Origin of the sequence: Planosporangium flavigriseum (assembly GCF_011947225.1) — a bacterium.
GTDB lineage: Bacteria > Actinomycetota > Actinomycetes > Mycobacteriales > Micromonosporaceae > Planosporangium > Planosporangium flavigriseum.
Genome location: NZ_JAATVW010000012.1, coordinates 123,302 through 146,413 on the forward strand (window position 1 = coordinate 123,302; position 23,112 = coordinate 146,413).

24 protein-coding genes are annotated in these 23,112 nt (G+C 70.4%); 23 read left to right on the forward strand and 1 reads right to left on the reverse strand.

Features of this window, described 5'->3' with window-relative positions; all coding sequences use genetic code 11:
• Positions 1-34 precede the first annotated feature (34 nt).
• From HC028_RS17545 to nusB, 11 genes are all read left to right on the forward strand, one after another.
• Entirely contained in the window at positions 35-898 is an 864-nt protein-coding gene (locus HC028_RS17545; RefSeq protein ID WP_168078423.1) for an STAS domain-containing protein, read from the forward strand.
• A complete protein-coding gene (locus tag HC028_RS17550) occupies positions 898-1,311 on the forward strand; it encodes an STAS domain-containing protein (RefSeq protein ID WP_168078424.1) in 414 nt (137 codons plus the stop codon). Before HC028_RS17545 ends, HC028_RS17550 begins: the two co-directional genes overlap by 1 nt.
• A 29-nt stretch (positions 1,312-1,340) precedes the next feature.
• Positions 1,341-1,751, forward strand: coding sequence for an anti-sigma regulatory factor (locus HC028_RS17555; RefSeq protein WP_168078482.1), 411 nt, complete (start codon positions 1,341-1,343; stop codon positions 1,749-1,751).
• On the forward strand, positions 1,739-2,782 hold the full coding sequence (locus tag HC028_RS17560) for an ATP-binding SpoIIE family protein phosphatase (protein ID WP_239075610.1): 1,044 nt from the start codon (positions 1,739-1,741) through the stop codon (positions 2,780-2,782). The genes HC028_RS17555 and HC028_RS17560 overlap by 13 nt, the downstream gene beginning before the upstream one ends.
• Positions 2,783-2,826: 44 nt before the next feature.
• Positions 2,827-4,161 carry a PP2C family protein-serine/threonine phosphatase gene (locus HC028_RS17565; RefSeq protein WP_168078425.1) on the forward strand — a complete coding sequence of 445 codons (1,335 nt, stop codon included), beginning with the start codon at positions 2,827-2,829 and terminating at the stop codon, positions 4,159-4,161.
• A 131-nt stretch (positions 4,162-4,292) separates the two neighbouring features.
• On the forward strand, positions 4,293-5,471 hold the full coding sequence (gene aroC / locus HC028_RS17570; protein WP_203981458.1) for a chorismate synthase: 1,179 nt from the start codon (positions 4,293-4,295) through the stop codon (positions 5,469-5,471).
• Positions 5,468-5,983: a shikimate kinase gene (locus HC028_RS17575; RefSeq protein ID WP_203981457.1), complete on the forward strand. Its 516-nt coding sequence runs from the start codon at positions 5,468-5,470 to the stop codon at positions 5,981-5,983. Before aroC ends, HC028_RS17575 begins: the two co-directional genes overlap by 4 nt.
• Positions 5,980-7,056, forward strand: coding sequence for a 3-dehydroquinate synthase (aroB, locus tag HC028_RS17580; protein ID WP_168078427.1), 1,077 nt, complete (start codon positions 5,980-5,982; stop codon positions 7,054-7,056). The genes HC028_RS17575 and aroB overlap by 4 nt, the downstream gene beginning before the upstream one ends.
• The gene (gene aroQ / locus HC028_RS17585; protein WP_168078428.1) at positions 7,053-7,493 is read left to right on the forward strand and encodes a type II 3-dehydroquinate dehydratase; all 441 of its coding nucleotides are present in this window, start codon (positions 7,053-7,055) and stop codon (positions 7,491-7,493) included. The genes aroB and aroQ overlap by 4 nt, the downstream gene beginning before the upstream one ends.
• A gap of 404 nt (positions 7,494-7,897) precedes the next feature.
• Positions 7,898-8,455, forward strand: a complete 558-nt coding sequence (gene efp, locus HC028_RS17590) for an elongation factor P (RefSeq protein WP_168078429.1) — start codon at positions 7,898-7,900, stop codon at positions 8,453-8,455.
• A gap of 55 nt (positions 8,456-8,510) precedes the next feature.
• Positions 8,511-8,921: a transcription antitermination factor NusB gene (gene nusB / locus HC028_RS17595; protein ID WP_168078484.1), complete on the forward strand. Its 411-nt coding sequence runs from the start codon at positions 8,511-8,513 to the stop codon at positions 8,919-8,921.
• Positions 8,922-8,985: 64 nt separating this feature from the next.
• Here nusB and bldD read toward each other — a convergent pair whose 3' ends face one another.
• The gene (gene bldD, locus HC028_RS17600) at positions 8,986-9,474 is read right to left on the reverse strand and encodes a transcriptional regulator BldD (RefSeq protein ID WP_168078430.1); all 489 of its coding nucleotides are present in this window, start codon (positions 9,472-9,474) and stop codon (positions 8,986-8,988) included.
• 425 nt (positions 9,475-9,899) lie between these two features.
• On the opposite strand from bldD, the gene pyrR reads away from it, so the two are divergent.
• The 12 genes from pyrR to metK all read left to right on the forward strand — a co-directional run bounded on the left by pyrR (position 9,900) and on the right by metK (position 23,021).
• On the forward strand, positions 9,900-10,397 hold the full coding sequence (gene pyrR / locus HC028_RS17605) for a bifunctional pyr operon transcriptional regulator/uracil phosphoribosyltransferase PyrR (protein ID WP_373313985.1): 498 nt from the start codon (positions 9,900-9,902) through the stop codon (positions 10,395-10,397).
• Positions 10,394-11,308 carry an aspartate carbamoyltransferase catalytic subunit gene (locus HC028_RS17610; protein WP_168078431.1) on the forward strand — a complete coding sequence of 305 codons (915 nt, stop codon included), beginning with the start codon at positions 10,394-10,396 and terminating at the stop codon, positions 11,306-11,308. Before pyrR ends, HC028_RS17610 begins: the two co-directional genes overlap by 4 nt.
• A complete protein-coding gene (locus tag HC028_RS17615; RefSeq protein ID WP_168078432.1) occupies positions 11,305-12,588 on the forward strand; it encodes a dihydroorotase in 1,284 nt (427 codons plus the stop codon). The genes HC028_RS17610 and HC028_RS17615 overlap by 4 nt, the downstream gene beginning before the upstream one ends.
• Entirely contained in the window at positions 12,585-13,697 is a 1,113-nt protein-coding gene (gene carA, locus HC028_RS17620; protein ID WP_168078433.1) for a glutamine-hydrolyzing carbamoyl-phosphate synthase small subunit, read from the forward strand. Before HC028_RS17615 ends, carA begins: the two co-directional genes overlap by 4 nt.
• Positions 13,690-17,088 (forward strand): carbamoyl-phosphate synthase large subunit, encoded by a 3,399-nt coding sequence (carB, locus tag HC028_RS17625; RefSeq protein ID WP_168078434.1) that lies wholly within the window; start codon positions 13,690-13,692, stop codon positions 17,086-17,088. The genes carA and carB overlap by 8 nt, the downstream gene beginning before the upstream one ends.
• Positions 17,089-17,217: 129 nt before the next feature.
• Positions 17,218-18,225 carry a quinone-dependent dihydroorotate dehydrogenase gene (locus tag HC028_RS17630; RefSeq protein WP_168078435.1) on the forward strand — a complete coding sequence of 336 codons (1,008 nt, stop codon included), beginning with the start codon at positions 17,218-17,220 and terminating at the stop codon, positions 18,223-18,225.
• Positions 18,226-18,235: 10 nt separating this feature from the next.
• Entirely contained in the window at positions 18,236-19,084 is an 849-nt protein-coding gene (pyrF, locus tag HC028_RS17635; protein WP_168078436.1) for an orotidine-5'-phosphate decarboxylase, read from the forward strand.
• Between the two features lie 144 nt (positions 19,085-19,228).
• On the forward strand, positions 19,229-19,552 hold the full coding sequence (mihF, locus tag HC028_RS17640) for an integration host factor, actinobacterial type (RefSeq protein ID WP_168078486.1): 324 nt from the start codon (positions 19,229-19,231) through the stop codon (positions 19,550-19,552).
• A 20-nt stretch (positions 19,553-19,572) separates the two neighbouring features.
• The gene (gene gmk / locus HC028_RS17645; RefSeq protein ID WP_203981456.1) at positions 19,573-20,160 is read left to right on the forward strand and encodes a guanylate kinase; all 588 of its coding nucleotides are present in this window, start codon (positions 19,573-19,575) and stop codon (positions 20,158-20,160) included.
• Between the two features lie 37 nt (positions 20,161-20,197).
• Complete coding sequence (gene rpoZ, locus HC028_RS17650) at positions 20,198-20,461, forward strand: DNA-directed RNA polymerase subunit omega (protein ID WP_168078437.1); 264 nt, start codon at positions 20,198-20,200, stop codon at positions 20,459-20,461.
• A gap of 71 nt (positions 20,462-20,532) precedes the next feature.
• On the forward strand, positions 20,533-21,756 hold the full coding sequence (coaBC, locus tag HC028_RS17655; protein ID WP_168078488.1) for a bifunctional phosphopantothenoylcysteine decarboxylase/phosphopantothenate--cysteine ligase CoaBC: 1,224 nt from the start codon (positions 20,533-20,535) through the stop codon (positions 21,754-21,756).
• 71 nt (positions 21,757-21,827) lie between these two features.
• A complete protein-coding gene (gene metK, locus HC028_RS17660; protein ID WP_168078438.1) occupies positions 21,828-23,021 on the forward strand; it encodes a methionine adenosyltransferase in 1,194 nt (397 codons plus the stop codon).
• Positions 23,022-23,112 lie beyond the last annotated feature (91 nt).

Below are 23,112 nucleotides of genomic sequence, written 5' to 3' on the forward strand. Positions count from 1 at the left end.
GGACAGGGCCGTATGACGTGACCCTGGAGGTTGCATGGCGCTGAACGCGCAGACCGGTAAGACGTTCGACGCGTTGCTGTCCGCGAACGGTGACCGCCTGGTCGACCGCTGGACCGAGCGGGTGGCCCAAACGCTGCGCGGCAGGCTGACCGAGACCGAGCTGCGCCGGCAGATTCTCGAGTTGCACTCCGCCTTGCGGGCAGCTGTCGGCGAGGGCACGTTCGACCTGCCCAGCGAGGGCTCCGCGGAGCTGCGCGCCCTGCTCGGCGAGCTTTCGCGCGAGCGGGCGCGGCGCGGGTTCAGTCCCAGCGAGACGGCGATCAGCGTCTTCGCCCTGAAAGACGCGCTCATCGAGGTGTTCGACTTCGGCGACGGCGATGCCGAGGCGCTGCGTGAGCTGATCGCATTCACCCAGGTGATCGACCAGTTGGGCCTCTACACCTTCGAGACATACGCCCGGGCCCGGGAGGAGTTGATCTCCGGGCAGGGCGAGCAGTTGCTGGAGCTGTCCACCCCGGTGGTCAAGCTGTGGGCGGGCGTCGTGGCGGTGCCGCTGGTCGGCACGCTCGACTCGGCCCGGGCACAGGTCGTCATGGAGAAGCTGCTGCAGAGCCTGGTCGACACCGAATCGACGTACGCGATCATCGACATCACCGGGGTCCCGGCCGTCGACACGCAGGTTGCCCAGCACATCCTCAAGACGGTCGTCGCCGCCCGCCTCATGGGTGCCGAGTGCGTGATCTCGGGTATCCGGCCGCAGATCGCACAGACCATCGTGGCGCTGGGGATCGAGTTCGGCGACATCACGACCAAGGCGAGCCTGGCCGACGCGCTGGTGCACGCGATGCGCGCCAACGGCGTCGACATCGTCAGGCGCACCCCTCGCGAGGAGTCCTGATGGACCGGGTGCCGATTCTCAAGATCGGCGATGTCCTGCTGGTCTCCATCCAGGTCGACCTGGAGGACAAGACGGCGATCCAGCTGCAGGAGGACGTCGCCGATCGGATCGTGGCGAGTGGAGCGCACGGTGTGATCATCGACATCACCGGGCTCGACATCGTCGATTCGTTCGTGGGGCGCATGCTGTCGAGCATCGCGGCCATCTCGCGGGTCCTCGGCGCCGACACCGTGGTGGTGGGCATGCGCCCCGCGGTCGCGATCACCCTCGTCGAGCTGGGGCTGTCGCTGGAGGGGATACAGACCGCGCTGAACGTCGAGCGCGGCATGCGCATCCTGGCGGAGGCCCGCCAGGGCCCGCGCCTGCACCGGGACGAGCGCGGGTCCACCGCCGAGGCTGCGGCACCGCGGTGACGACCGTCAGCGAGCGCGGTGGCGCGCCGGTGGAGCGGACCGAGCTGAGGGAGATCCTGCTTATCGCGGCCGACGAGGACGTCGTGCACGTGCGCCAGCTTGTTCGCAAGGCGGCCGTCGCGGCGAAGCTGTCCCTGGTCGACCAGACGAAGCTGGTCACGGCGGCGAGTGAACTGGCCCGCAACACCCTCGCGTACGGTGGTGGTGGCCAGGTGACCGTGGAGGTCGTCGACGACGGGCGGCGGGTGGGCGTACGCGCCGAGTTCGTCGACGAAGGGCCCGGCATCCCCGACATCGGCCGCGCGATGTCGGACGGCTACACCACCGGTGGTGGCCTCGGGCTGGGGCTGGGCGGAGCGCGCCGACTGGTGGACGAGTTCGAACTCGACACGAAGGTCTCGCTGGGTACCCGCGTCACGGTGACGAAGTGGGCCCGGTGAGCCTCGCCCTACCCGTCGTGGCGGACGTTGCGTGGTTTCGCGTCGACGACGCGGGCGCCGCGGGGACGGTACGGCGGGCCGCGTCGGCGCTGGGCGCCCGGCTGGGCCTTTCGGACGAGCGCGTCGGTGAGCTGGCGATCCTTGCTGCCGAACTGGCCAGCAACCTGTACAAGCACGCCGAGGCCGGCCAGGTGCTGCTGCGGTCGCTGCGGCGCGGCGACGACGCAGGCGTGGGGATCGTCGCGCTGGACGCCGGCCCCGGCATGGCCAACGCCGAGCTGTCCCGGGTCGATGGCCATTCCACCACCGGCACCCTGGGCATCGGGCTGGGCGCCATCGGGCGGCTGGCCACGTCGTCGGACCTGTACTCGCTGCCCGGCCGGGGCACCGTGGTGACCGCCGAGGTCTGGGCGGCGAAGGTACGCGGGGAGACCGCCGCTGTCGACGGGCTGAGCCGGCCGATGAGCGGCGAGTCGGTCAGCGGTGACGCCTGGTCGACCCGGCTCGTCGAGCGGCTGCAGGTCATGGTCTGTGACGGGCTGGGGCACGGCCCGCTGGCTGCCCATGCGTCCCAGACCGCCGTGACGGCGTTCCGCGAGGGGCCGGCGGGCGGGCCGGTCGCGGTGGTGGAGCACCTGCACAGCAACCTGGGCCGGACGCGGGGCGGCGCGCTGGCGGTGGCTGAGTTCGATCCGGACGCGGGGACGCTGCGCTTCGCCGGGCTGGGCAACATCGCCGGCCACCTGGTACGCCCGGGCGGTGCCGCGCTTGAGCGGACCGGCCTGGTTTCGCTGCCCGGCATCGCGGGTCACCAGCGGCGGACGGTGCGCGAATTCACGTACCCGGTCGAGCCGGGAGACCTGGTCGTGCTGCACTCCGACGGGGTCACCGACAAATGGCGGCTGGGCGAATACCCGGGCCTGGCCATGCACACCCCACTCGCCATCGCGGCCACCCTGCTGCGCGACGCTGGAGTACGCCGCGACGACGCGACGGTGGTGGTCGTAAGGGTGCCGTCCACGTCGAGGTGAGCCGAGGGGTGACCATCGACCGCCAATCTAGGATCATGGGAGGCATGGACGGGGTCGAGCACCAGCGCGACGAGCTGACGGAGCGCATTGCTGACGGGATGTCGCGCATCACCGAGCTGGATCAGGCCCACCAGGCCATGGCGGCGCGGTACGCCCAGCTGTCCCATGAGCTGGCGGAGACCAACCGCGGCGTGGTGGCGCTCTATGCCGAGCTGGACGAGCAGTCGCGCCGGCTCGCCGCGCTCGCAGAGACGACCCTCGAGGTGAACCAGGCCGCGACGTACGGCGACCTACTCGAGGCCGCTGTGGCCGGTGCGGCCCGGATGTTCGGTGCCCCGGCCCTGGCCAGCGCGTGCCGCCCCGATGGGGCGCGGCTCGTCGCGGTCGCTCGAGCCGACGGTGCGCCGCCCTCGGCCGGCCCGTGGACCGGGCCACCGCCGCCGGGAATCGCAAACACCAAGGTGGGAGCGGTCATCCGCAGCGAACTGGCCGCCCGCTGGGCGACCCTGCTGCCTGACCTGCCGGGCGAGGCGGTGTCCGTGGCGGCGGTCCGGGTACGCGAAACCCGGCCGCCGGGCTTCATCGCGGTCGGGGTCAGTGACCTGGACGGCGACGACGCCCACGTGCTGCGCCAACTCGCCCAGGCGATGGCGCTCGCGATCGAGGCGATGCGGGTACACGACGAGGAGCGGCAGGTCGCGCTCACCGTTCAGCGGAGCCTGCTGCCCCGTGAGCTTCCGGAGACGCCCGGCTTCGACGTCAGCGTGCGGTACGTGCCGGCCAGCTCGCAGGCCGAGATCGGCGGGGACTTCTACGAACTGGCGATGATCGACGGTCAGCTCGTCGTGGCGATCGGCGATGTCGTCGGCCACTCGCTGCACGCGGCGACCGTGATGGGCGAACTGCGGCACGCGCTCCGGGCGTACGTCATCGAGGGGCACGGCCCGGCGGCGGTGCTGTGGCAGCTGAACCGGCTCATGGTGCGGCTGCTCCCCGACGAGATCGCGACGGTCTGCCTGCTGACGGTCGATCAGGGCACGGGCCGGGTCAGGGCGGCCAACGGGGGCCACCTGCCGCCGTTGGTGATCTTCGACGGTAAGGCGCAGCCGGTCGAGGTGGCCGGGCCGCTGCTGGGCGTCGAGGTCGACCGGCCCGACGATGTCGTGTTCGATCTGCCCTCCGGCGCGATCCTGGTGCTGCTCACCGACGGTCTCGTGGAGCGCTACGACCGGTCGTTCGACGCGGGCTTGGGCCTCGTCCTCGACGCCGCGACCGCGGTCGCGGACGATCTGGAGGCGTTCGCCGACCGGCTGCTCGCAGCCGCGGACGCTGAGACCAGCGAGGACGACATCGCGCTGGTGGTGCTCCGGCGCCGGTGATCTTCCCCTCTTCCTGAGGAGGGCGCCCCCGTCACGGAATCGACCGGAAGAGGGACGCCCTCCTCAGGCAGCGGGCGCATTAGCTGGGATCGGACGCAGGTCCGGTTGTGCGACGTGTCAAACTGTGACCCGTGCTGCGCTGGTTGACCGCTGGAGAATCACATGGCCCGGCGCTCGTGGCGATCCTGGAGGGTGTTCCCGCCGGGATCGCGGTGACGAGCGCTGAGATCGCCCACGAGCTGGGCCGCCGACGCCTGGGCTACGGCCGGGGCGCCCGGATGAGCTTCGAGCAGGACGAGGTCGAGTTCATCGGCGGCGTCCGGCACGGGCTCACCCAGGGCAGCCCGGTCGCCGTACAGGTCGGCAACACCGAGTGGCCCAAGTGGGAGAAGGTCATGTCGGCCGACCCGGTCGACCCCGAGGAGCTTGCGAGCATGGCCCGTAACGCTCCGCTGACCCGTCCCCGGCCCGGCCACGCCGACCTGGCCGGCATGCAGAAGTACGGCCACACCGACGCCCGGCCGATCCTGGAGCGCGCCAGCGCGCGGGAGACCGCCGCGCGGGTGGCCGTGGGTACCGTGGCCAAGTCCTTCCTGCGCCAGGCGCTCGGCATCGAGATCGTCTCGCACGTGGTCGAACTGGGCAGCGTCGCCGTCAAGCCGGGGCTGCAGCCGCGCCCCGAGGACGCCGAGCGCATCGACGCCGACCCGCTGCGCTGCCTGGACCCGGACGCCAGCGCGCGCATGGTCGAGGAGGTCGACGCGGCCAAGAAGGACGCCGACACCCTCGGCGGGATCGTGGAGGTGCTCGCGTACGGGGTGCCGCCGGGCCTGGGCAGCCACGTCCAGTGGGACCGCAAGCTGGACGCCCGCCTCGCGACCGCGCTCATGTCGATCCAGGCGATCAAGGGTGTCGAGATCGGTGACGCCTTTACCCAGGCCCGTTCGCGCGGGTCGGAGGCGCACGACGAGATCATCCCGACGGCCGACGGGGTCCGGCGGGTCACCGACCGGGCCGGCGGCCTGGAGGGTGGCATCACCAACGGCGAGCCGGTACGGGTACGCGCGGCGATGAAGCCCATCTCCTCGCTCAACCGGGCGCTGCAGACGGTGGACGTGACGACCGGCGAGCCGGCGACCGCGATCAACCAGCGTTCGGACGTGTGCGCGGTGCCCGCCGCGGCCGTGGTCGCCGAGGCGATGGTCGCGCTGGTTCTCGCCGAGGCGGCGCTGGAGAAGTTCGGCGGCGACTCGGTGGCCGAGATCCAGCGCAACCTGCGCGGCTACCTCGACAACCTGGTGATCCGGTGACCGCTCCGGTCTGCGTGCTCGTCGGGCCGCCCGGCGCCGGCAAGACCACGGTCGGCCAGCTGGTCGCGGCCGCGCTCGGCGTGCCGTTCACCGATGCCGACGCGGAGATCGAGGCCGTCGCGGGCAAGCCGATCCCCGAGATCTTCATCGACGACGGCGAGGAGCACTTCCGGACCCTGGAGCGGTCGGCCGTGGCGACGGCGCTCGGCACCTTCACCGGTGTCCTGGCCCTCGGCGGCGGGGCGATCCTGGCCGAGGAGACCCGCGAGCGGCTGGCCGGGCACACCGTGGTGTACCTGTCGGTCGAGCTGGCGGACGCGGCGAAGCGCGTCGGGCTCGGCGCCGGCCGTCCCCTCCTGGCCCTGAACCCGCGCGCGACGCTCAAGCACCTGCTCGACCAGCGCCGCCCGCTGTACGAGGAGGTCGCCACGATCGTGGTGGCCACCGACGGCCGCACTCCCGAGGAGGTCGCGGCCGAGGTCACGACCGCGCTGAGGAAGCCCATCCGATGAGCCAGCCCACCGTCATCGAGGTTGCCGGCGACCAGCCCTACCGGGTGCTGGTCGGCCGCGACCTGCTCGGCCACCTGCCCCCGCTGCTGGAGGGCGCCGCCCAGGTTGCGGTGCTGTTCGCGGCGCCGCTGCGGGCGTACGCCGACCGGATCGCCGACGCGCTGCGGGCGGCCGGGATGGCCCCGCTGCCGATCGAGGTTCCCGACGCCGAGGAGGGGAAGGCGATCGAGGTCGCAGCCCGGTGCTGGGACGCGCTCGGCGGGGCGGGCTTCACGCGTACCGATGCGGTTGTCGGCGTCGGCGGGGGAGCCGTGACCGACCTGGCCGGCTTCGTCGCCGCCTGCTGGCTGCGCGGGGTACGCGTGGTGCAGGTGCCGACCAGCCTGCTCGGCATGGTCGACGCCGCGGTCGGCGGGAAGACCGGGGTCAACACCGCAGCCGGTAAGAATCTGGTCGGGGCGTTCCACCCGCCGGCGGGGGTGCTGTGCGACCTGTCGTCCCTCGACACGCTGCCGGCCGACGATCTGCGGGCCGGACTCGCCGAGGTGATCAAGTGCGGGTTCATCGCGGACCCGGCGATTTTGGATATCGTCGAGGCCGACCCGGCCGCGGCGACCGACCCGGGCAGCGCGGCCCTGCGTGACCTGGTCGAGCGGGCCGTCCGGGTGAAGGCCCGGGTAGTCGGGGAGGACCTGCGCGAATCGGGGCTGCGGGAGATCCTCAACTACGGTCACACGCTGGGCCACGCGATCGAGAAGCTCGAGGGGTACCGCTGGAAGCACGGCCACGCCGTCTCCGTCGGCCTGGTCTACGCGGCGGCGCTGGCGCGCCTGGCCGGCCGGCTCGACGAGGCCACCGAGGCCCGGCACGAGCGGGTGCTGAGCTCGGTCGGGTTGCCGGTGTCCTACCACGCCGAGGCGTGGCCCGACCTGCACGCGGCGATGCGCGTGGACAAGAAGGCGCGGGGGGCCCGGCTGCGCTTCGTCGTGCTGGACGCCCTCGCTCAGCCCTCCATTCTGGATTCGCCGTCGGATGAATTGCTGCGCGCCGCTTACTCGGAGGTGTCCGCGTGAAGGTTTACGTGTTGAACGGGCCCAACCTCGGGCGCCTGGGCACCCGTCAACCGGAGGTTTACGGGTCGACCACGCACGCCGACCTGGCCGAACTGTGCGCACGGGTCGGCAAGGAGCGGGGACTCGACGTCGAGGTGCGCCAGACCGACGCCGAGCACGAGATGCTGGGTTGGCTGCACGCGGCCGCCGACGAGGGCGCTGCGGTGGTGCTCAACCCCGGCGCCTGGTCGCACTACTCGTACGCGCTGCGCGACGCCTGCGCCCTGCTGCGCGGCCCGCTCGTCGAGGTGCACATCTCCAACATCCACGCCCGCGAGGAGTTCCGGCACCACTCGGTGGTGTCCGCCGTCGCCACCGGGGTGATCTGCGGACTCGGCATCGACGGGTACCGGCTGGCGCTGGATCACGTGGCCGCTCGGACGGCCTCCGAGGCGTAGCAGTACGAGCGCGACGGCAACGCTGACCGCGCCCGCCGCCATCTCGGCCGGACTGAGATTGCCGTCCGGCATCAGGATGCACCGAGCCGCGACCACCACGGCCGCCGCAGCGGGCAGCGCGCCACAACCGGTGCCTCCGAGCGCCAGCAGGACCGACCCGGCGACGCCTAGCGGTCGGTACGTCGTCATCCGCACCGCGACACGCTGGCAGCATCTGGTGGCCTGGCGGCAATGCGGCGGTGTCGTCTTCGGGCCGACATCTTGGATATGCAGGTCACGCGGCGGGACTAGCGTGAGGATGGGTAGCAGGACAGGCGATCTGGGACCCATCGACGAGTGATCGGCCTCGAGCCGGTACACTTCTTCGGTTCAGTAGACAGCCGGAGACGGAGACGCGCGTACGTATGGCCACCACGAATGACCTCAAGAACGGCCTGGTCCTCAACCTCGACGGCGAACTCTGGTCCGTCGTGGAGTTCCAGCACGTCAAGCCCGGCAAGGGCGGCGCGTTCGTGCGGACCACGCTGAAGAACGTCCTCTCCGGCAAGGTCGTCGACCGCACCTTCAACGCGGGTACCAAGGTCGACACCGCGACCGTCGACAAGCGGACGATGCAGTACCTGTACGCCGACGGCGACGACTTCGTCTTCATGGACCTCGACACCTACGACCAGATCCCGGTGTCCGGCGCGACCGTCGGCGACGCGGCGAAGTACCTGCTGCCCGAGGCCGAGGCGACCGTGGCCACCCACGAGGGCGTGCCGCTGTACGTCGAACTGCCGACGAGCGTGGTCCTGGAAGTCACCTACACCGAGCCCGGCCTGCAGGGTGACCGTTCGACCGGAGGCAACAAGCCGGCGACCGTGGAGACCGGCGCGACGGTGGCGGTGCCGCTGTTCATCTCGACCGGCGAGAAGATCAAGGTCGACACCCGCGACGGACGTTACCTCGGACGGGCGTGAGTTCGCAGTGAGTAAACCACGCGGCAAGAGCTTCACCGGCGACGTCACGTCGACGATGTCGTCGCGCCGCAAGGCCCGTAAGCGCGCGCTGGACGTGCTGTACGAGGCCGACGTCCGCCAGGCGCCGATCACCGACGTGCTGGAGGCCTACGTCGAGCGGCTGCCCGAGCCCAAGCCGGAGCAGCTCGACTACACGGTGGCCCTGGCGAACGGGGTGGCCGGGCAGCGAGACCGCGTCGACGAACTCATCGCCAGCTACGCCGAGGGGTGGACCCTCGACCGCATGCCGGTCGTCGACCGCAACCTCGCCCGCATCGCCGTCTACGAGCTGATGTTCCGCGACGAGATCGACGACGCCGTCGCGATCACCGAGGCGGTCGAGCTGGCGAAGGCGCTGTCTACCGAAGATTCGCCCCGCTTCCTCAACGGTGTGCTCGGGCGGATCGCCGAGTACACCAACCGCTGAAGCCCGTCATAACGATCGAGGGAAGTGGCACCGGCCACTTCCCTCGATCGTTATGACGGGTGAGTCAGGAGTTGAACAGGCTGCGCGGGTCGGCAACGGTCACGCCAGCCTCGGTCAGCCGCTCTACCAGGCCGGACGGGGACGAGTCGTAGACGATGGCGAGCGCCCGGAGGTCGTCGGCCCGGATCGACAGCACCCGGCCGTTGTAGTCGCCGCGCTGCTGCTGGATCGCACGCGCGTACCGGGCGACGTAGGCCAGGTCGTCGCTGGTCTGGTCGTACAGCTTCTCCAGGTCCAGGACGATCTTGTTGGTGGGCTCGTGGCGCACGCCGCTGCCTTCGGGCAGCAGTTCGGCCACCGGTACCCGGTAGAATTCGGCGAGCTCGGCGAGGCGCGAGACGGTCACGGCACGGTCGCCGCGCTCGTACGAGCCGACCACGACGGCCTTCCAGCGCCCGGCCGACTTCTCCTCGACGCCCTGCAGGGAGAGGCCCTGCTGCTGGCGGATGGAGCGCAGGCGGGCACCAAGGGATTTGGCGTACTCAGACGGCATACGGACACTCCCAGTCACTGGCCCGAGGGTTCTCCCGAGCAATCGCTACGGAGCGTGACCGTAATCGGGTTGTGAGATGTGGTCAAGTACTCGTGACCCTTCCGTATCCCTGGTCAGGCGGGTTGCTAGGCTGTGTGACGGCCTGACGTCCTTTAACGACCCGTCCAGTGAGGCGGGGAAGGGGGTCCATTTTGACGTATCCATCGTCCGGTCCGCAGACCGGCGCCGACGCATCGAAGAGCGCTATTTCCCCTGGTACAGGTGGTGTAGCGCCGGGTGGCCCGACAGCCGCCCCCGGGGATGGCGCGCCGACGCCTCCGCAGTTCTCATCGGCATCCGCACCGTCGAAGCCGTCACCCTCCGACGACAAGGCATCCTCCGACGGGCCAGCGAAGACGATCCTTTCCGCTGCCGACATCGTCCGAGTGGTTGACCGGATCGCGCACCAGATTCTGGAGAAGACGTCCGGCGCCGCCGACACGATCCTGCTCGGCGTACCGACCCGTGGCGTCCCGCTCGCCCACCGGCTCGCTGCGCGCATCCACGCCTTCGAGGGTGTCGCCGTGCCCGTCGGTGCGCTCGACGTCACCCTTTACCGCGACGACCTGCGGCTACGCGGCGCCCGAGCGCTCGGGCGCACCGAGTTGCCGCCCGGCGGCGTCGACGGGCGGCGGGTGATCCTCATCGACGACGTCCTGTTCTCCGGCCGTACCGTCCGGGCCGCTCTCGATGCGCTCGGTGACCTCGGCCGTCCACGCTCCGTGCAGTTGGCCGTACTGGTCGACCGTGGTCACCGAGAGTTGCCGATCCGTGCCGACTACGTGGGCAAGAACATCCCCACGGCGCTGGCCGAGAAGGTACGGGTCTCGCTGACGGAGACCGACGGCGCCGACGAGGTACGACTGCTGGGAGGTGCCGCATGATCCGGCACCTGCTGTCTGCCGGGGACCTCGACGCGGCGACCGCCACGCTGGTCCTCGACACCGCCCAGGAGATGGCCTCGCTCGCCGACCGGGAGGTCAAGAAGCTGCCGACGCTGCGCGGCCGTACCGTGGTCAACCTCTTCTACGAGGACTCCACCCGTACCCGGATCTCGTTCGAGGCGGCGGCCAAGCGACTGAGCGCCGACGTGATCAACTTCTCGGCCAAGGGCTCCAGCGTGTCCAAGGGGGAGAGCCTCAAGGACACCGCCCTCACACTGCAGGCGATGGGCGCCGACGCGGTCGTGATCCGCCACTCGGCCTCCGGCGCGCCGCACCGGCTCGCCAACTGGATCGACGGCACCGTGGTCAACGCCGGCGACGGCACGCACGAGCACCCGACGCAGGCGCTGCTCGACGCGTACACGATGCGCTCGCGCCTCGGCCGCCTGTCCGGCCTCAACGTCGCGATCGTCGGCGACGTGTTGCACAGCCGGGTCGCCCGCTCCAACGTCCTGTTGCTGCACACCCTCGGCGCCAAGGTGACCCTGGTCGCGCCGCCGACGCTGCTGCCGGTCGGGGTGGATGCGTGGCCGGCGGAGACCAGCTACCACCTCGACTCCGTGCTGCCCGACGCGGACGTGGTGATGATGCTGCGCGTGCAGCGGGAGCGGATGGACCAGGCGTACTTCCCGTCGGCCCGCGAGTACTCCCGCCGCTACGGGCTGGACGGCGCCCGGATGCGCCGGCTGCCCGAGCACGCCATCGTCATGCACCCGGGCCCGATGAACCGGGGCATGGAGATCACTCCGGAGGTCGCGGACTCCCCGCGCTCCACCATCGTCGAGCAGGTCGCCAACGGCGTGAGCGTCCGGATGGCCGTGCTCTACCTGTTGCTGGGGGGCAAGGTATGACCACCTACCTGATCAAGGGTGCCCGGATCCTCGGCGGCGAGCCCACGGACCTCCTCATCCGCGACGGGGTCGTTGCCGAAATGGGCAGCGGCCTGTCCGCCGCCGGGGCGCGGGTCGTCGACGCCGACGGCCTCGTCGCCCTGCCGGGCCTGGTGGACCTGCACACCCACCTGCGCGAGCCGGGCCGCGAGGACGCCGAGACGGTCGAGACCGGCTCCCGCGCGGCGGCGCTGGGCGGGTACACCGCCGTCTGCGCGATGGCGAACACCTCGCCGGTCGCCGACACGGCGGGCGTGGTCGAGCAGGTCTGGCGGCTGGGCCGGGAGGCCGGGCTGGTTGACGTGCAGCCGATCGGCGCCGTGACCGTCGGCCTGAACGGCGAGCAGCTCGCCGAGCTCGGGGCGATGGCGGACTCGGCCGCCCGCGTACGGATCTTCTCCGACGACGGCTTCTGCGTCGCCGACCCCCGGCTGATGCGCCGGGCACTGGAGTACGTGAAGGCGTTCGACGGGGTGATCGCGCAGCACGCCGAGGAGCCGCGGCTGACCGTAGGCGCGCAGATGCACGAGGGCGAGGTCGCCGCCCGGCTGGGCATGACCGGCTGGCCGGCGGTGGCCGAGGAATCGATCATCGCCCGGGACGTGCTGCTCGCCGAGCACGTCGGCGCGCGGCTGCACGTGTGCCACGTGTCGACCGCCGGCAGCGTCGGGATCCTGCGCTGGGCCAAGGAGCGGGGCATCCGCGTCACCGCCGAGGTCACGCCGCACCACCTGCTGCTCACCGATGAGCGGGCGACCTCGTACGACCCCGTCTACAAGGTCAACCCGCCACTTCGGACGGCGGCGGACGTCGCCGCGCTGCGGGCCGCCCTCGTCGAGGGGGTCGTCGACATCGTGGCGACCGACCACGCGCCGCACGCGGTGGAGGACAAGGAGTGCGAGTGGGCTTACGCACGTCCGGGAATGCTCGGCCTGGAGACGGCGCTGTCGATTGTGATCGACACAGCACTGGACCAGCTCGGCTGGGACGGGATCGCGCAGCGGATGTCGCGTACGCCCGCCCGCATCGCCGGCCTGACCGAGCACGGCCTGGACCCGGCGGTCGGTGTGCCCGCCAACTTCACCCTGGTCGACCCGGCGGCCCGCTGGACCGTCGAGCCGGCCGACCTGGCCAGCCGCAGCCGCAACACCCCGTACGCGGAGACGACTCTCCCGGCCCGGGTGGTCGCGACGTTCCTGCGCGGCGAGCCGACGGTTCTCGATGGAAAGGCAACTAAATGACGAGACGGCGCAGCGCGGTGCTGGTCCTGGAGGACGGCACGACATTCAGGGGCGAGGCGTACGGCGCCATCGGCGAGACGTTCGGTGAGGCCGTCTTCTCCACCGGCATGACCGGCTACCAGGAGACGCTGACCGACCCGTCCTACCACCGGCAGGTCGTCGTCATGACCGCCCCGCACGTGGGCAACACCGGCGTCAACACCGAGGACGACGAGTCGGACAAGATCTGGGTCGCCGGGTACGTCGTCCGCGACCCGTCGCGCAGCTACTCCAACTGGCGCGCCGGTGGCGGCCTGGAGGAGCGGCTCGCGGCCGAGGGCGTCGTCGGCATCTGCGACCTCGACACCCGGGCGCTCACCCGGCACCTGCGCGAGCGCGGCGCGATGCGGGTGGGGATCTCCAGCGTGGACGACGACGTCGCGGGGGTCCTTTCGCGGGTGCGCCAGTCGCCGGAGATGGCCGGCGCCGACCTGGTCGCCGACGTGACCACGGCCAAGCCGTACACGGTGACCGCTTCAGGGGAGCACCGGCTCACCGTCGCCGCGATCGACCTGGGCATCAAGCGCAACACCCCGCGCCGGATGGCCGCCCGCGGCATCACCACGCACGTCCTGCCGGCCACCTCGACCGTCGAGGACGTCCTCGCCACCGGCGCCGACGCGGTGTTCCTCTCCAACGGCCCCGGCGACCCGGCCACCGCCGACCCGCAGGTCGCGCTGACCCGGTCGCTGCTGGAGCGGCAGGTGCCGCTGTTCGGCATCTGCTTCGGCAACCAGATCCTCGGCCGGGCGCTCGGCCTGGGAACGTTCAAGCTCAAGTACGGCCACCGCGGCATCAACCAGCCGGTGCTCGACCGGACCACCGGCAAGGTCGAGGTGACCGCGCACAACCACGGGTTCGCCGTGGACGCGCCCCTGGACGCGAAGGTCGACACGGCCTTCGGCGCGGCTGAGGTCAGCCACGTCTGCCTCAACGACAACGTGGTGGAGGGGCTCCGACTCCTGGACGCGCCGGCCTTCTCGGTGCAGTACCACCCTGAGGCTGCGGCGGGCCCACACGACGCCGACTACCTGTTCGACCGCCTCCTGGAATTGGTGAAGCGTGCCTAAGCGGACCGATATCAAGCACGTCCTGGTCATCGGGTCCGGCCCGATCGTCATCGGCCAGGCCTGCGAGTTCGACTACTCGGGCACTCAGGCCTGCCGGGTGCTGCGCGCCGAGGGGCTGCGGGTCACGCTCGTCAACTCCAACCCGGCGACGATCATGACCGACCCCGAGTACGCGGACGCCACGTACGTGGAACCGATCACGCCCGAGTTCGTCGAGCTGGTGATCGCGCGCGAACGGCCGGATGCGCTCCTTCCGACCCTGGGCGGCCAGACCGCGCTCAACACCGCCGTCGCGCTGCACGAGTCGGGCGTACTGGAGAAGTACGGCGTCGAGCTGATCGGCGCGAACATCGACGCCATCCGCCGCGGCGAGGACCGCCAGCTGTTCAAGGACATCGTCGCAAAAGCCGGTGCTCGCATCGGCTTCAGTGATGCAGCCGGCGGGGACCTTGTTCCTCGTAGCCGGGTCTGCCACTCCATGGACGAGGTGCGCGCGACCGTGGCCGAGCTCGGCCTGCCGGTCGTCATCCGGCCGTCGTTCACGATGGGTGGCCTCGGCTCGGGCATGGCGCACACCGACGACGACCTGGAGCGGATCGCCGGGACCGGCCTGGCCGCCTCGCCGGTGCACGAGGTCCTCATCGAGGAGAGCGTGCTCGGCTGGAAGGAGTACGAGCTGGAGCTGATGCGCGACCGCAACGACAACGTGGTCGTGGTCTGCTCCATCGAGAACGTCGACGCGATGGGTGTGCACACCGGTGACTCGGTCACCGTCGCGCCGGCCATGACGCTCACCGACCGGGAGTACCAGCAGCTGCGCGACCTGGGCATCGCGGTGCTGCGCGAGGTCGGCGTCGACACCGGCGGCTGCAACATCCAGTTCGCGGTCAATCCCGACAACGGGCGTCTCGTCGTCATCGAGATGAACCCCCGGGTGTCGCGCTCGTCGGCGCTCGCCTCGAAGGCGACCGGCTTCCCGATCGCGAAGATCGCCGCGAAGCTGGCCATCGGGTACACCCTCGACGAGATCCCCAACGACATTACCCGGGAGACCCCGGCGGCGTTCGAGCCGACGCTCGACTACGTCGTGGTGAAGATCCCGCGGTTCGCGTTCGAGAAGTTCCCGGGCGCCGACCCCGAGCTGACCACGACGATGAAGTCGGTCGGCGAGGCCATGGCGCTGGGCCGCAACTTCACCGAGGCGCTGGGCAAGGCCATGCGGTCGGTCGAGACCAAGGCGAGCGGCTTCTGGACCCAGCCGGACCCGGTGTTGACCATGCCGGCCGACGCCAGCGCCGACGCGCCTGCCGACCCGATGGCGGCGGCCCGAGCCGAGGTCCTGCGGCGGCTGCGGACGCCCCACGACGGGCGGCTGTACACAGTGGAGTGGGCGCTGCGGCTGGGCGTACCGGCCGCGGAGGTGTCCGAGGCCTCCGGGTTCGACCCGTGGTTCGTCGACCAGATCGCGTCGCTGGTGGACCTGCGGACCGAGATCGAGGCCGCGGCCGTCCTCGACGAGCCGCTGCTGCGCCGGGCCAAGCGTGCCGGGCTGTCGGACAAGCAGATCGCCGCGCTCCGGCCGGAGCTCGCCGGCGAGGACGGGGTGCGCGCGCTGCGCCACCGCCTCGGCCTGCGGCCGGTGTACAAGACGGTCGACACCTGCGCCGCCGAGTTCGCCGCGAAGACCCCGTACCACTACTCGTCGTACGACTTCGAGACCGAGGTCACCGGCTCCGACCGGCCGAAGGTGATGATCCTCGGCTCCGGCCCCAACCGGATCGGCCAGGGCATCGAGTTCGACTACTCGTGCGTACACGCGGTCCTGGCGCTGCGCGAGGCCGGCTACGAGACCGTGATGGTCAACTGCAACCCGGAGACGGTGTCGACCGACTACGACACCGCCGACCGGCTGTACTTCGAGCCGCTGACGTTCGAGGACGTGCTCGAGGTGTTCCGCGCCGAGGACTCGTCCGGCAAGGCGGCCGGCGGACCGGGCGTCGTCGGCGTGATCGTGCAGCTCGGCGGGCAGACCCCGCTCGGGCTCGCGCGCCGGCTGGCCGAGGCCGGGGTGCCGATCGTCGGTACCTCGCCGGAGTCGATCCACCTCGCGGAGGAGCGCGGCGCGTTCGGCAAGCTGCTCGACGAGGCCGGGCTGCGGTCGCCCGCGCACGGCACCGCGACCAGCTTCCCCGAGGCCAAGCGGATCGCCGACGAGATCGGGTACCCGGTCCTGGTCCGCCCTTCGTATGTCCTGGGCGGCCGGGGCATGGAGATCGTGTACGACGAGGCGACGCTGCGCGACTACATCGGCCGCGCCACTGCGATCTCGCCGAACCACCCGGTGCTGGTCGACCGGTTCCTCGACGACGCCATCGAGATCGACGTCGACGCGCTGTGCGACGCCAACGGCGAGGTGTACCTGGGCGGCGTCATGGAGCACATCGAGGAGGCCGGCATCCACTCCGGCGACTCCTCCTGCGCGCTGCCGCCGATCACGCTCGGGGCCGTGCACATCGAGGAGGTACGCCGCTACACCAGCGCGATCGCGCGCGGCATCGGCGTACGCGGGCTGCTCAACGTCCAGTACGCGCTCAAGGACGACGTCCTGTACGTGCTGGAGGCCAACCCGCGCGCCTCGCGTACGGTGCCGTTCGTCTCGAAGGCGACCGCGGTGCCCCTCGCCAAGGCGGCGGCCCGGATCATGCTCGGCGCGACGATCGAGGAGCTGCGGGCCGAGGGGATGCTGCCGCCCACGGGCGACGGCGGGAAGCTGCCGGCGAACGCCCCGGTGGCGGTCAAGGAGGCGGTGCTGCCGTTCAAGCGGTTCCGTACCCGGGCCGGTAAGGGCGTCGACAGCCTGCTCGGGCCGGAGATGAAGTCCACCGGCGAGGTCATGGGCATCGACCGGACGTTCGGGCACGCGTTCGCGAAGTCCCAGGCCGCGGCCTACGGCTCGCTGCCCACGTCCGGGAAGATCTTCGTCACGGTCGCCAACCGGGACAAGCGGGGGATCGTGTTCCCCGCCAAGCGCCTGGCCGACCTGGGCTTCCAGATCCTCGCCACCGATGGCACCGCCTCGGTGCTGCGCCGCTACGGCGTCGAGTGCGAGGTGCTGCGCAAGCACTTCGAGGGCGACGACGGCACCCGCGACGCGGTGGAGCTGATCGCCCACGGCGAGGTCAGCCTGGTCATCAACACGCCGCAGGGCTCCGGGGCGCGGCAGGACGGGTACGAGATCCGCAGCGCCGCCGTTGCCGCGGACATCCCGTGCATCACGACCCTGCCGGGCGCAGCGGCGGCCGTCATGGGCATCGAGGCGCTGATCCGCGGCGAGATGACCGTACGCCCGCTGCAGGAGCTGCACGCCGCGCTGCGCGGCAACGAGGGCTGACGTGCGCTGCTGGGGTCTTCCCCCACAGCTCAGGAAGGTGCCCTTCTTGTTGCGTGGACGCCAAGAGGGGCACCCTCCTGGCGTCAGCGGGCTAAGAGGGGCACCCTCCTGGGGCGAGAGGGGTAGGGCGTGAACGTCTACGAGAAGCTGGCCCGGCCGGTGCTGTTCCGGCTCGGCGGCGGTGACGCCGAGGCCGCCCACGAGGCGACGCTGCGATGGTTGTCGCGGGTCGCGCCGGTGGCTCCCAAGCAGCCGTACGCGCCGCCGGGCGCGGCGACCACGGTCTTCGGGGTGCGGTTCCCCAACCGCATCGGGCTCGCCGCGGGGATGGACAAGGACGGCCGGGCACTGCGCGCGTGGCCGGCGCTCGGCTTCGGCTTCGTCGAGGTCGGCACCGTCACGTGGCACCCGCAGCCGGGCAATGACCGGCCGCGGCTGTACCGGCTGCCCGAGACCAGGGCGATCGTCAACCGGATGGGCTTCAACAACGCCGGCGCGAGGGCCCTGGCGGCCCGGCTGGCGGGCTTAGGGCCGCTGTCGGTGCCGTTGGGTGTCAGCCTGGGCAAGTCGAAGGTCACGCCGCTGGAGGACGCGGTGGCCGACTACGTGGCGTCGCTCAAGCAGCTGTACCCGTACGGGGACTACTTCGCCGTCAACGTCTCGTCGCCCAACACCCCCGGGCTGCGCAGCCTGCAGGACCGGGACCACCTCGACGCGCTGCTGGCCGCGTTGCGGGCGGTCGGACCGAAGCCGCTGCTGGTGAAGGTCGCTCCCGACCTCACCGATGCGGCATTGGGTGAGGTCCTCGAGGTCTGCGAATCCCATCGGGTGGATGGGCTGATCGCGACGAACACCACGCTGTCGCGGGACGGGGTGGCACCGTCCGATGCCGCGACGGCGTCTCAGGCCGGGGGGCTGAGCGGCGCGCCGCTGACCGTACGCGCACGAGACGTGGCGCGGTTCGTCACCCGTGAGACGGGCGGCCGGCTGCCCGTGATCGGGGTGGGGGGCGTCATGTGCCCCGATGACGCGCTGCGCCTGCTGGACGCGGGCGCCAGCCTGGTCCAGCTGTACACCGGTCTGATCTACGGCGGGCCGACCCTCGTACGCGGCTGCGTGCGAGCCCTGAGCCGATGAGGAGCAGTCGATGAGTGGTGACGGTCGGTTCGGCGCGCGGTTGCGCGCCGCGATGGACGCGCGTGGTCCGCTGTGTGTCGGCATCGATCCGCACCCGGGGTTGCTGTCCGCGTGGGGCCTGCCCGACAGCCCGTCCGGCCTGGAAAGATTCACTCGAACGGTGGTGGATGCGCTCGGCGATCGGGCGGCCGTGGTGAAGCCGCAGTCGGCGTTTTTCGAGAGATTTGGATCACAGGGAATCGCCGTCCTTGAGTCGGCTATCCGACAGTTGAGTGAGTCGGGGGCGCTCGTTCTTCTCGACGTCAAGCGCGGCGACATCGGGTCGACGGCGGCGGCGTACGCCGACGCGTACCTCGATCCGGCGAGTCCGCTGCGCGTCGACGCGATCACCGCGAGCCCGTTTCTCGGGTTCGGCTCGCTCACTCCGATGATCGAGAAGGCGGTCGAAACGGGGGCGGGCGTCTTCGTCCTGGCACTGACCTCGAACCCCGAGGGCCCGGCCGTCCAGCACGCGAAAACCGCCGACGGGCGGACCGTCGCGCAGACGATTATCGACGAGGTTTCGCAGGTCAACGCGGGTGTGAGCCCTCTTGGGGACGTCGGTGTCGTCGTCGGTGCGACGATCGGCGAGACTGGGCACGACATGAGTTCGCTGGGCGGTCCGGTGCTCGTTCCGGGTCTCGGCGCGCAGGGCGGCCGGACGGAGGATCTGCGCGCCGTCTTCGGTGATGATCTGAGTTTCGTGCTGCCCTCGTACTCTCGGGAGATCCTGTCCCAGGGCCCGTCGGTGGCGCGGTTGCGGGACTCGCTCGACCGGCTTATGGACGCTTGTCGGAGGACTGTGCAGCCGATCGGGTGACGCGGCCGGATGTGATCAATGCACCCCGGCGTTGCCGAAACCGCCGCCGACCGCTAGTTTTCCCGGCGCTAGCAATAACGCATTTCAGCTAGCACCACGCAATTCATGGACCACCGTTTCGTCAAGGGACCCCTAGGAGACCTGGTGCCGCTCCCGTCATTGAGCCCCGAACAGCGCGCTGCCGCTCTGGAAAAGGCTGCGGAGATTCGCAAAGCTCGTGCAGAGCTCAAAGAGCAGCTCAAGCAGGGCAAGACCACGCTTGCCCAGGTGCTCGAGCAGGCCGAGTCCGACGACGTCGTCGGCAAGCTGAAGGTGTCGGCCGTCCTGCAGGCGATGCCCGGTATCGGCAAGATCCGTGCGACTCAGATCATGGAGAAGCTCAAGATCGCCGACAGCCGGCGCCTGCGTGGCCTCGGCGAGCAGCAGCGCAAAGCACTGCTTGGGGAGTTCTCTGCCAACGGCAACTGACCGTTGTGTAGAAACAAGCAGTGAGCAACGACGACGACGCGCGCCCGGCTTCTGCTCGATTGACTGTTCTGTCCGGCCCCAGCGGGGTCGGCAAGGACAGCGTGATCGAGCTGATCCGGGCGCGCTCTCGCTGGGTGCACCTGTCGGTTTCGGTGACCACCCGGCGCAAGCGTGACTACGAGATCGATGGCACTCACTACCACTTCGTCACCCGGGCCGAGTTCGAGCGGATGGTCGCGGCGGGGGAGTTGCTGGAGTGGGCGGAGTTCGCGGGTAACCTCTACGGCACGCCGCGCGCTCAGGTCGAGGGGCAACTGGCTCTCGGCAACCCGGTGCTGCTGAAGATCGACATCCAGGGTGCCCGGCAGGTCCGGGCGGCGATGCCCGAGGCGCAGCTCGTGTTCCTCGCCCCGCCCAGCGTCGAGGAGCTGGAGCGCCGGCTCGTCGGCCGGGGCACCGAGGATCCCGAGATGATCGCGCGCAGGCTGGAACACGCTCACGACGAGCTTGAAGCAGCCAAGGAGTTCGACGAAATCGTCGTCAACGATTCGATCGAACGCGCGGCGACTGAACTGGTAAGCTTGCTCGGTTCTCCTGCGATCTGCTGAGGACTACCGTCTAGCCCCCGTCTCGAGGATTTTCATCGTGTCCGGAATCGTGGCCAACCCCGAGGGCATCACCAACCCGCCGATCGACGAGCTGCTGGAGAAGACCACCTCCAAGTACGCCCTCGTGATCTTCGCGGCCAAGCGCGCCCGCCAGATCAACGCCTACTACAGCCAGCTCGGCGAAGGCCTGCTGGAGTACGTCGGCCCGCTGGTGGAGACCACACCGCAGGAGAAGCCGCTGTCGATCGCCATGCGCGAGATCAACTCGGCTCTGCTGACCGCTGAGCCGATCGAGGGCTGAGCACTTCACCGAGCGGGGCGGGGTCATGACGCGTACGGCCGTGGTGATGGCCCCGCCTGCGAAGCGGAGCGATCGTGATTGAGGTCGTTCTGGGCGTTTCCGGAGGAATCGCCGCATACAAGGCGTGCGAACTGCTCCGGCTGTTCACCGAGTCCGGACACCGCGTCCGGGTGGTGCCCACCGCAGCGGCGCTGAAGTTCGTCGGCGCGCCCACGTGGGCGGCGCTGTCGGGTCAGCCGGTGAGCACCGAGGTCTGGGACGACGTGCACGAGGTGCCGCACGTGCGGATCGGTAAGAGTGCTGACCTCGTCGTCGTAGCGCCTGCGACCGCGGACGTCCTCGCCAAGGCGGCCACCGGCCAGGCTGACGACCTGCTCACCAACACCCTGCTGACGGCGCGCTGTCCGGTCGTCTACGCCCCGGCGATGCACACGGAGATGTGGGAGCACCCCGCGACCGTGGAGAACGTCGCCACGCTGCGTCGGCGGGGCGCCATCGTCATCGAGCCCGCTGTCGGGCGGCTCACCGGCGTCGACACCGGCAAGGGGCGCCTGCCGGACCCGCAAGCGATCTTCGCGGTCGCGCGGGGCGTCCTCGCCCGGCCCGGCCAGCAGCCCGACCTCGCCGGTCGGCATGTGGTCGTCACCGCCGGCGGCACCCGCGAGCCGATCGACCCGGTCCGGTTCATCGGCAACCGGTCTAGCGGCAAACAGGGGTACGCATTCGCCCGCGCCGCCGTCGCGAGGGGGGCGCGGGTCACGCTCGTGTCGGCCAACGTCGCGCTGCCCGATCCCGCCGGCACGGATGTCGTGCGCGTCGGCACCACCGAAGAGCTGCGGCAGGCCACCCTGAAGGCCGCCGAGGAGGCCGACGTGGTGGTGATGGCGGCCGCGCCCTGTGACTTCCGGCCGGCGCACTATGAGGCCGAGAAGATCAAGAAGAAGGACGGCGAGGACGCGCCGACCCTGCGCCTGGTCGCCAACCCGGACATCGCCGCCGAACTGGGTGCGCGGAAGCGGGCCGATCAGGTGCTGGTCGCGTTCGCCGCGGAGACAGCGGCAGAGCCGGTCGCCCTGGCGAACGCGCGGCAAAAGTTGCTGCGCAAACGCGCAGATCTGATAGTGGTCAACGAGGTCGGGATCGACCGCACGTTCGGCGCCGACGACAACGCGGCAATCGTGCTCGGCGCCGGGATTGAACCGGTCCAGATCGGAAACCGTACCAAGGACGACCTGGCCCAAGCCGTTCTTGACCTGGTTTCCAGTCGGCTCTCTCACATTTGTGAGAACGGGTGAAGTCCGGGCCGAAAGGCAATGTGACGGCTCTATAGACTCTGCCGCAACTCTTCCGGACGTAAAGGAGCACCGTGGCACGGCGAATGTTCACCTCCGAGTCGGTGACGGAGGGCCACCCGGACAAGATCGCTGACCAGATCAGCGACGGCATCCTTGACGCCCTGATCGGTGCCGACCCGCGTAGCCGCGTCGCGGTGGAGACGATGATCACCACCGGGCAGGTGCACGTGGCCGGCGAGGTCACCACCTCGGCATATGCTGATATCCCGGCGATCGTGCGGGAGACGATCCTGGGTATCGGGTACGACTCGTCCAAGAAGGGCTTCGACGGTGCGTCCTGTGGCGTGAGCGTGTCGATCGGCGCCCAGTCGCCCGACATCGCGCAGGGCGTGGACACCGCGCTCGAGCAGCGCATCGGCGAGGCCGGTGATGACCTCGACGCGCAGGGCGCCGGCGACCAGGGCATGATGTTCGGCTTCGCCTGCACCGAGACCCCCGAGCTGATGCCGCTGCCGATCGCGCTGGCGCACCGGCTGGCCCACCGGCTGTCCGTCACCCGCAAGGACGGCACGATTCCGTACCTGCGGCCGGACGGCAAGACCCAGGTGACCGTGGAGTACGAGGGCCTCCGCCCGGTGCGGCTCAACACCGTCGTGGTGTCCTCGCAGCACGCCCCGGACATCTCGCTGGAGTCGCTGCTCGCCCCCGACGTGCGTGAGCACGTGATCGCGCCTGAGCTGGAAAACCTCGGCCTCGACATCGAGGGTTACCGGCTGCTGGTCAACCCCACCGGCCGGTTCGAGATCGGTGGCCCGATGGGCGACGCGGGCCTCACCGGCCGCAAGATCATCGTTGACACCTACGGCGGGTACGCCCGCCACGGTGGCGGCGCCTTCTCCGGCAAGGACCCGTCGAAGGTCGACCGCTCCGCCGCGTACGCGATGCGCTGGGTGGCCAAGAATGTCGTGGCCGCCGGGCTCGCCGACCGCTGCGAGGTGCAGGTGGCGTACGCGATCGGCAAGGCGCACCCGGTCAGCCTGTTCGTGGAGACGTTCGGCACCGAGAACGTGCCGGTCGAGCGGATCGAGAAGGCGATCAGCGAGGTCTTCGACCTGCGCCCGGCCGCGATCATCCGCGACCTCGACCTGCTGCGCCCGATCTACCGGCTGACCTCCACTTACGGCCACTTCGGCCGGGAACTGCCGGAGTTGACCTGGGAACGCACCGACCGCGTCGCCGACCTGAAGTCGGCTGCGGGCGCCTGACCCTCACTTTTCCGCGATCTTGGACACTTGGACCGGCTATGAGCGGTTCAAGTGTCCAAGATCGCGGCATTTTCCGGCTGGTCTGCTAGGA

Coding starts and splice junctions, on each gene's coding strand:
- HC028_RS17615 (WP_168078432.1), top strand. CDS start 11,305: ATGACCACCTACCTGATCAAGGGTGCCCGGATCCTCGGCGGCGAGCCC.
- HC028_RS17545 (WP_168078423.1), top strand. CDS start 35: ATGGCGCTGAACGCGCAGACCGGTAAGACGTTCGACGCGTTGCTGTCC.
- HC028_RS17610 (WP_168078431.1), top strand. CDS start 10,394: ATGATCCGGCACCTGCTGTCTGCCGGGGACCTCGACGCGGCGACCGCC.
- nusB (WP_168078484.1), top strand. CDS start 8,511: ATGTCGTCGCGCCGCAAGGCCCGTAAGCGCGCGCTGGACGTGCTGTAC.
- aroB (WP_168078427.1), top strand. CDS start 5,980: ATGAGCCAGCCCACCGTCATCGAGGTTGCCGGCGACCAGCCCTACCGG.
- carA (WP_168078433.1), top strand. CDS start 12,585: ATGACGAGACGGCGCAGCGCGGTGCTGGTCCTGGAGGACGGCACGACA.
- pyrF (WP_168078436.1), top strand. CDS start 18,236: ATGAGTGGTGACGGTCGGTTCGGCGCGCGGTTGCGCGCCGCGATGGAC.
- bldD (WP_168078430.1), bottom strand. CDS start 9,474: ATGCCGTCTGAGTACGCCAAATCCCTTGGTGCCCGCCTGCGCTCCATC.
- efp (WP_168078429.1), top strand. CDS start 7,898: ATGGCCACCACGAATGACCTCAAGAACGGCCTGGTCCTCAACCTCGAC.
- HC028_RS17550 (WP_168078424.1), top strand. CDS start 898: ATGGACCGGGTGCCGATTCTCAAGATCGGCGATGTCCTGCTGGTCTCC.
- HC028_RS17565 (WP_168078425.1), top strand. CDS start 2,827: ATGGACGGGGTCGAGCACCAGCGCGACGAGCTGACGGAGCGCATTGCT.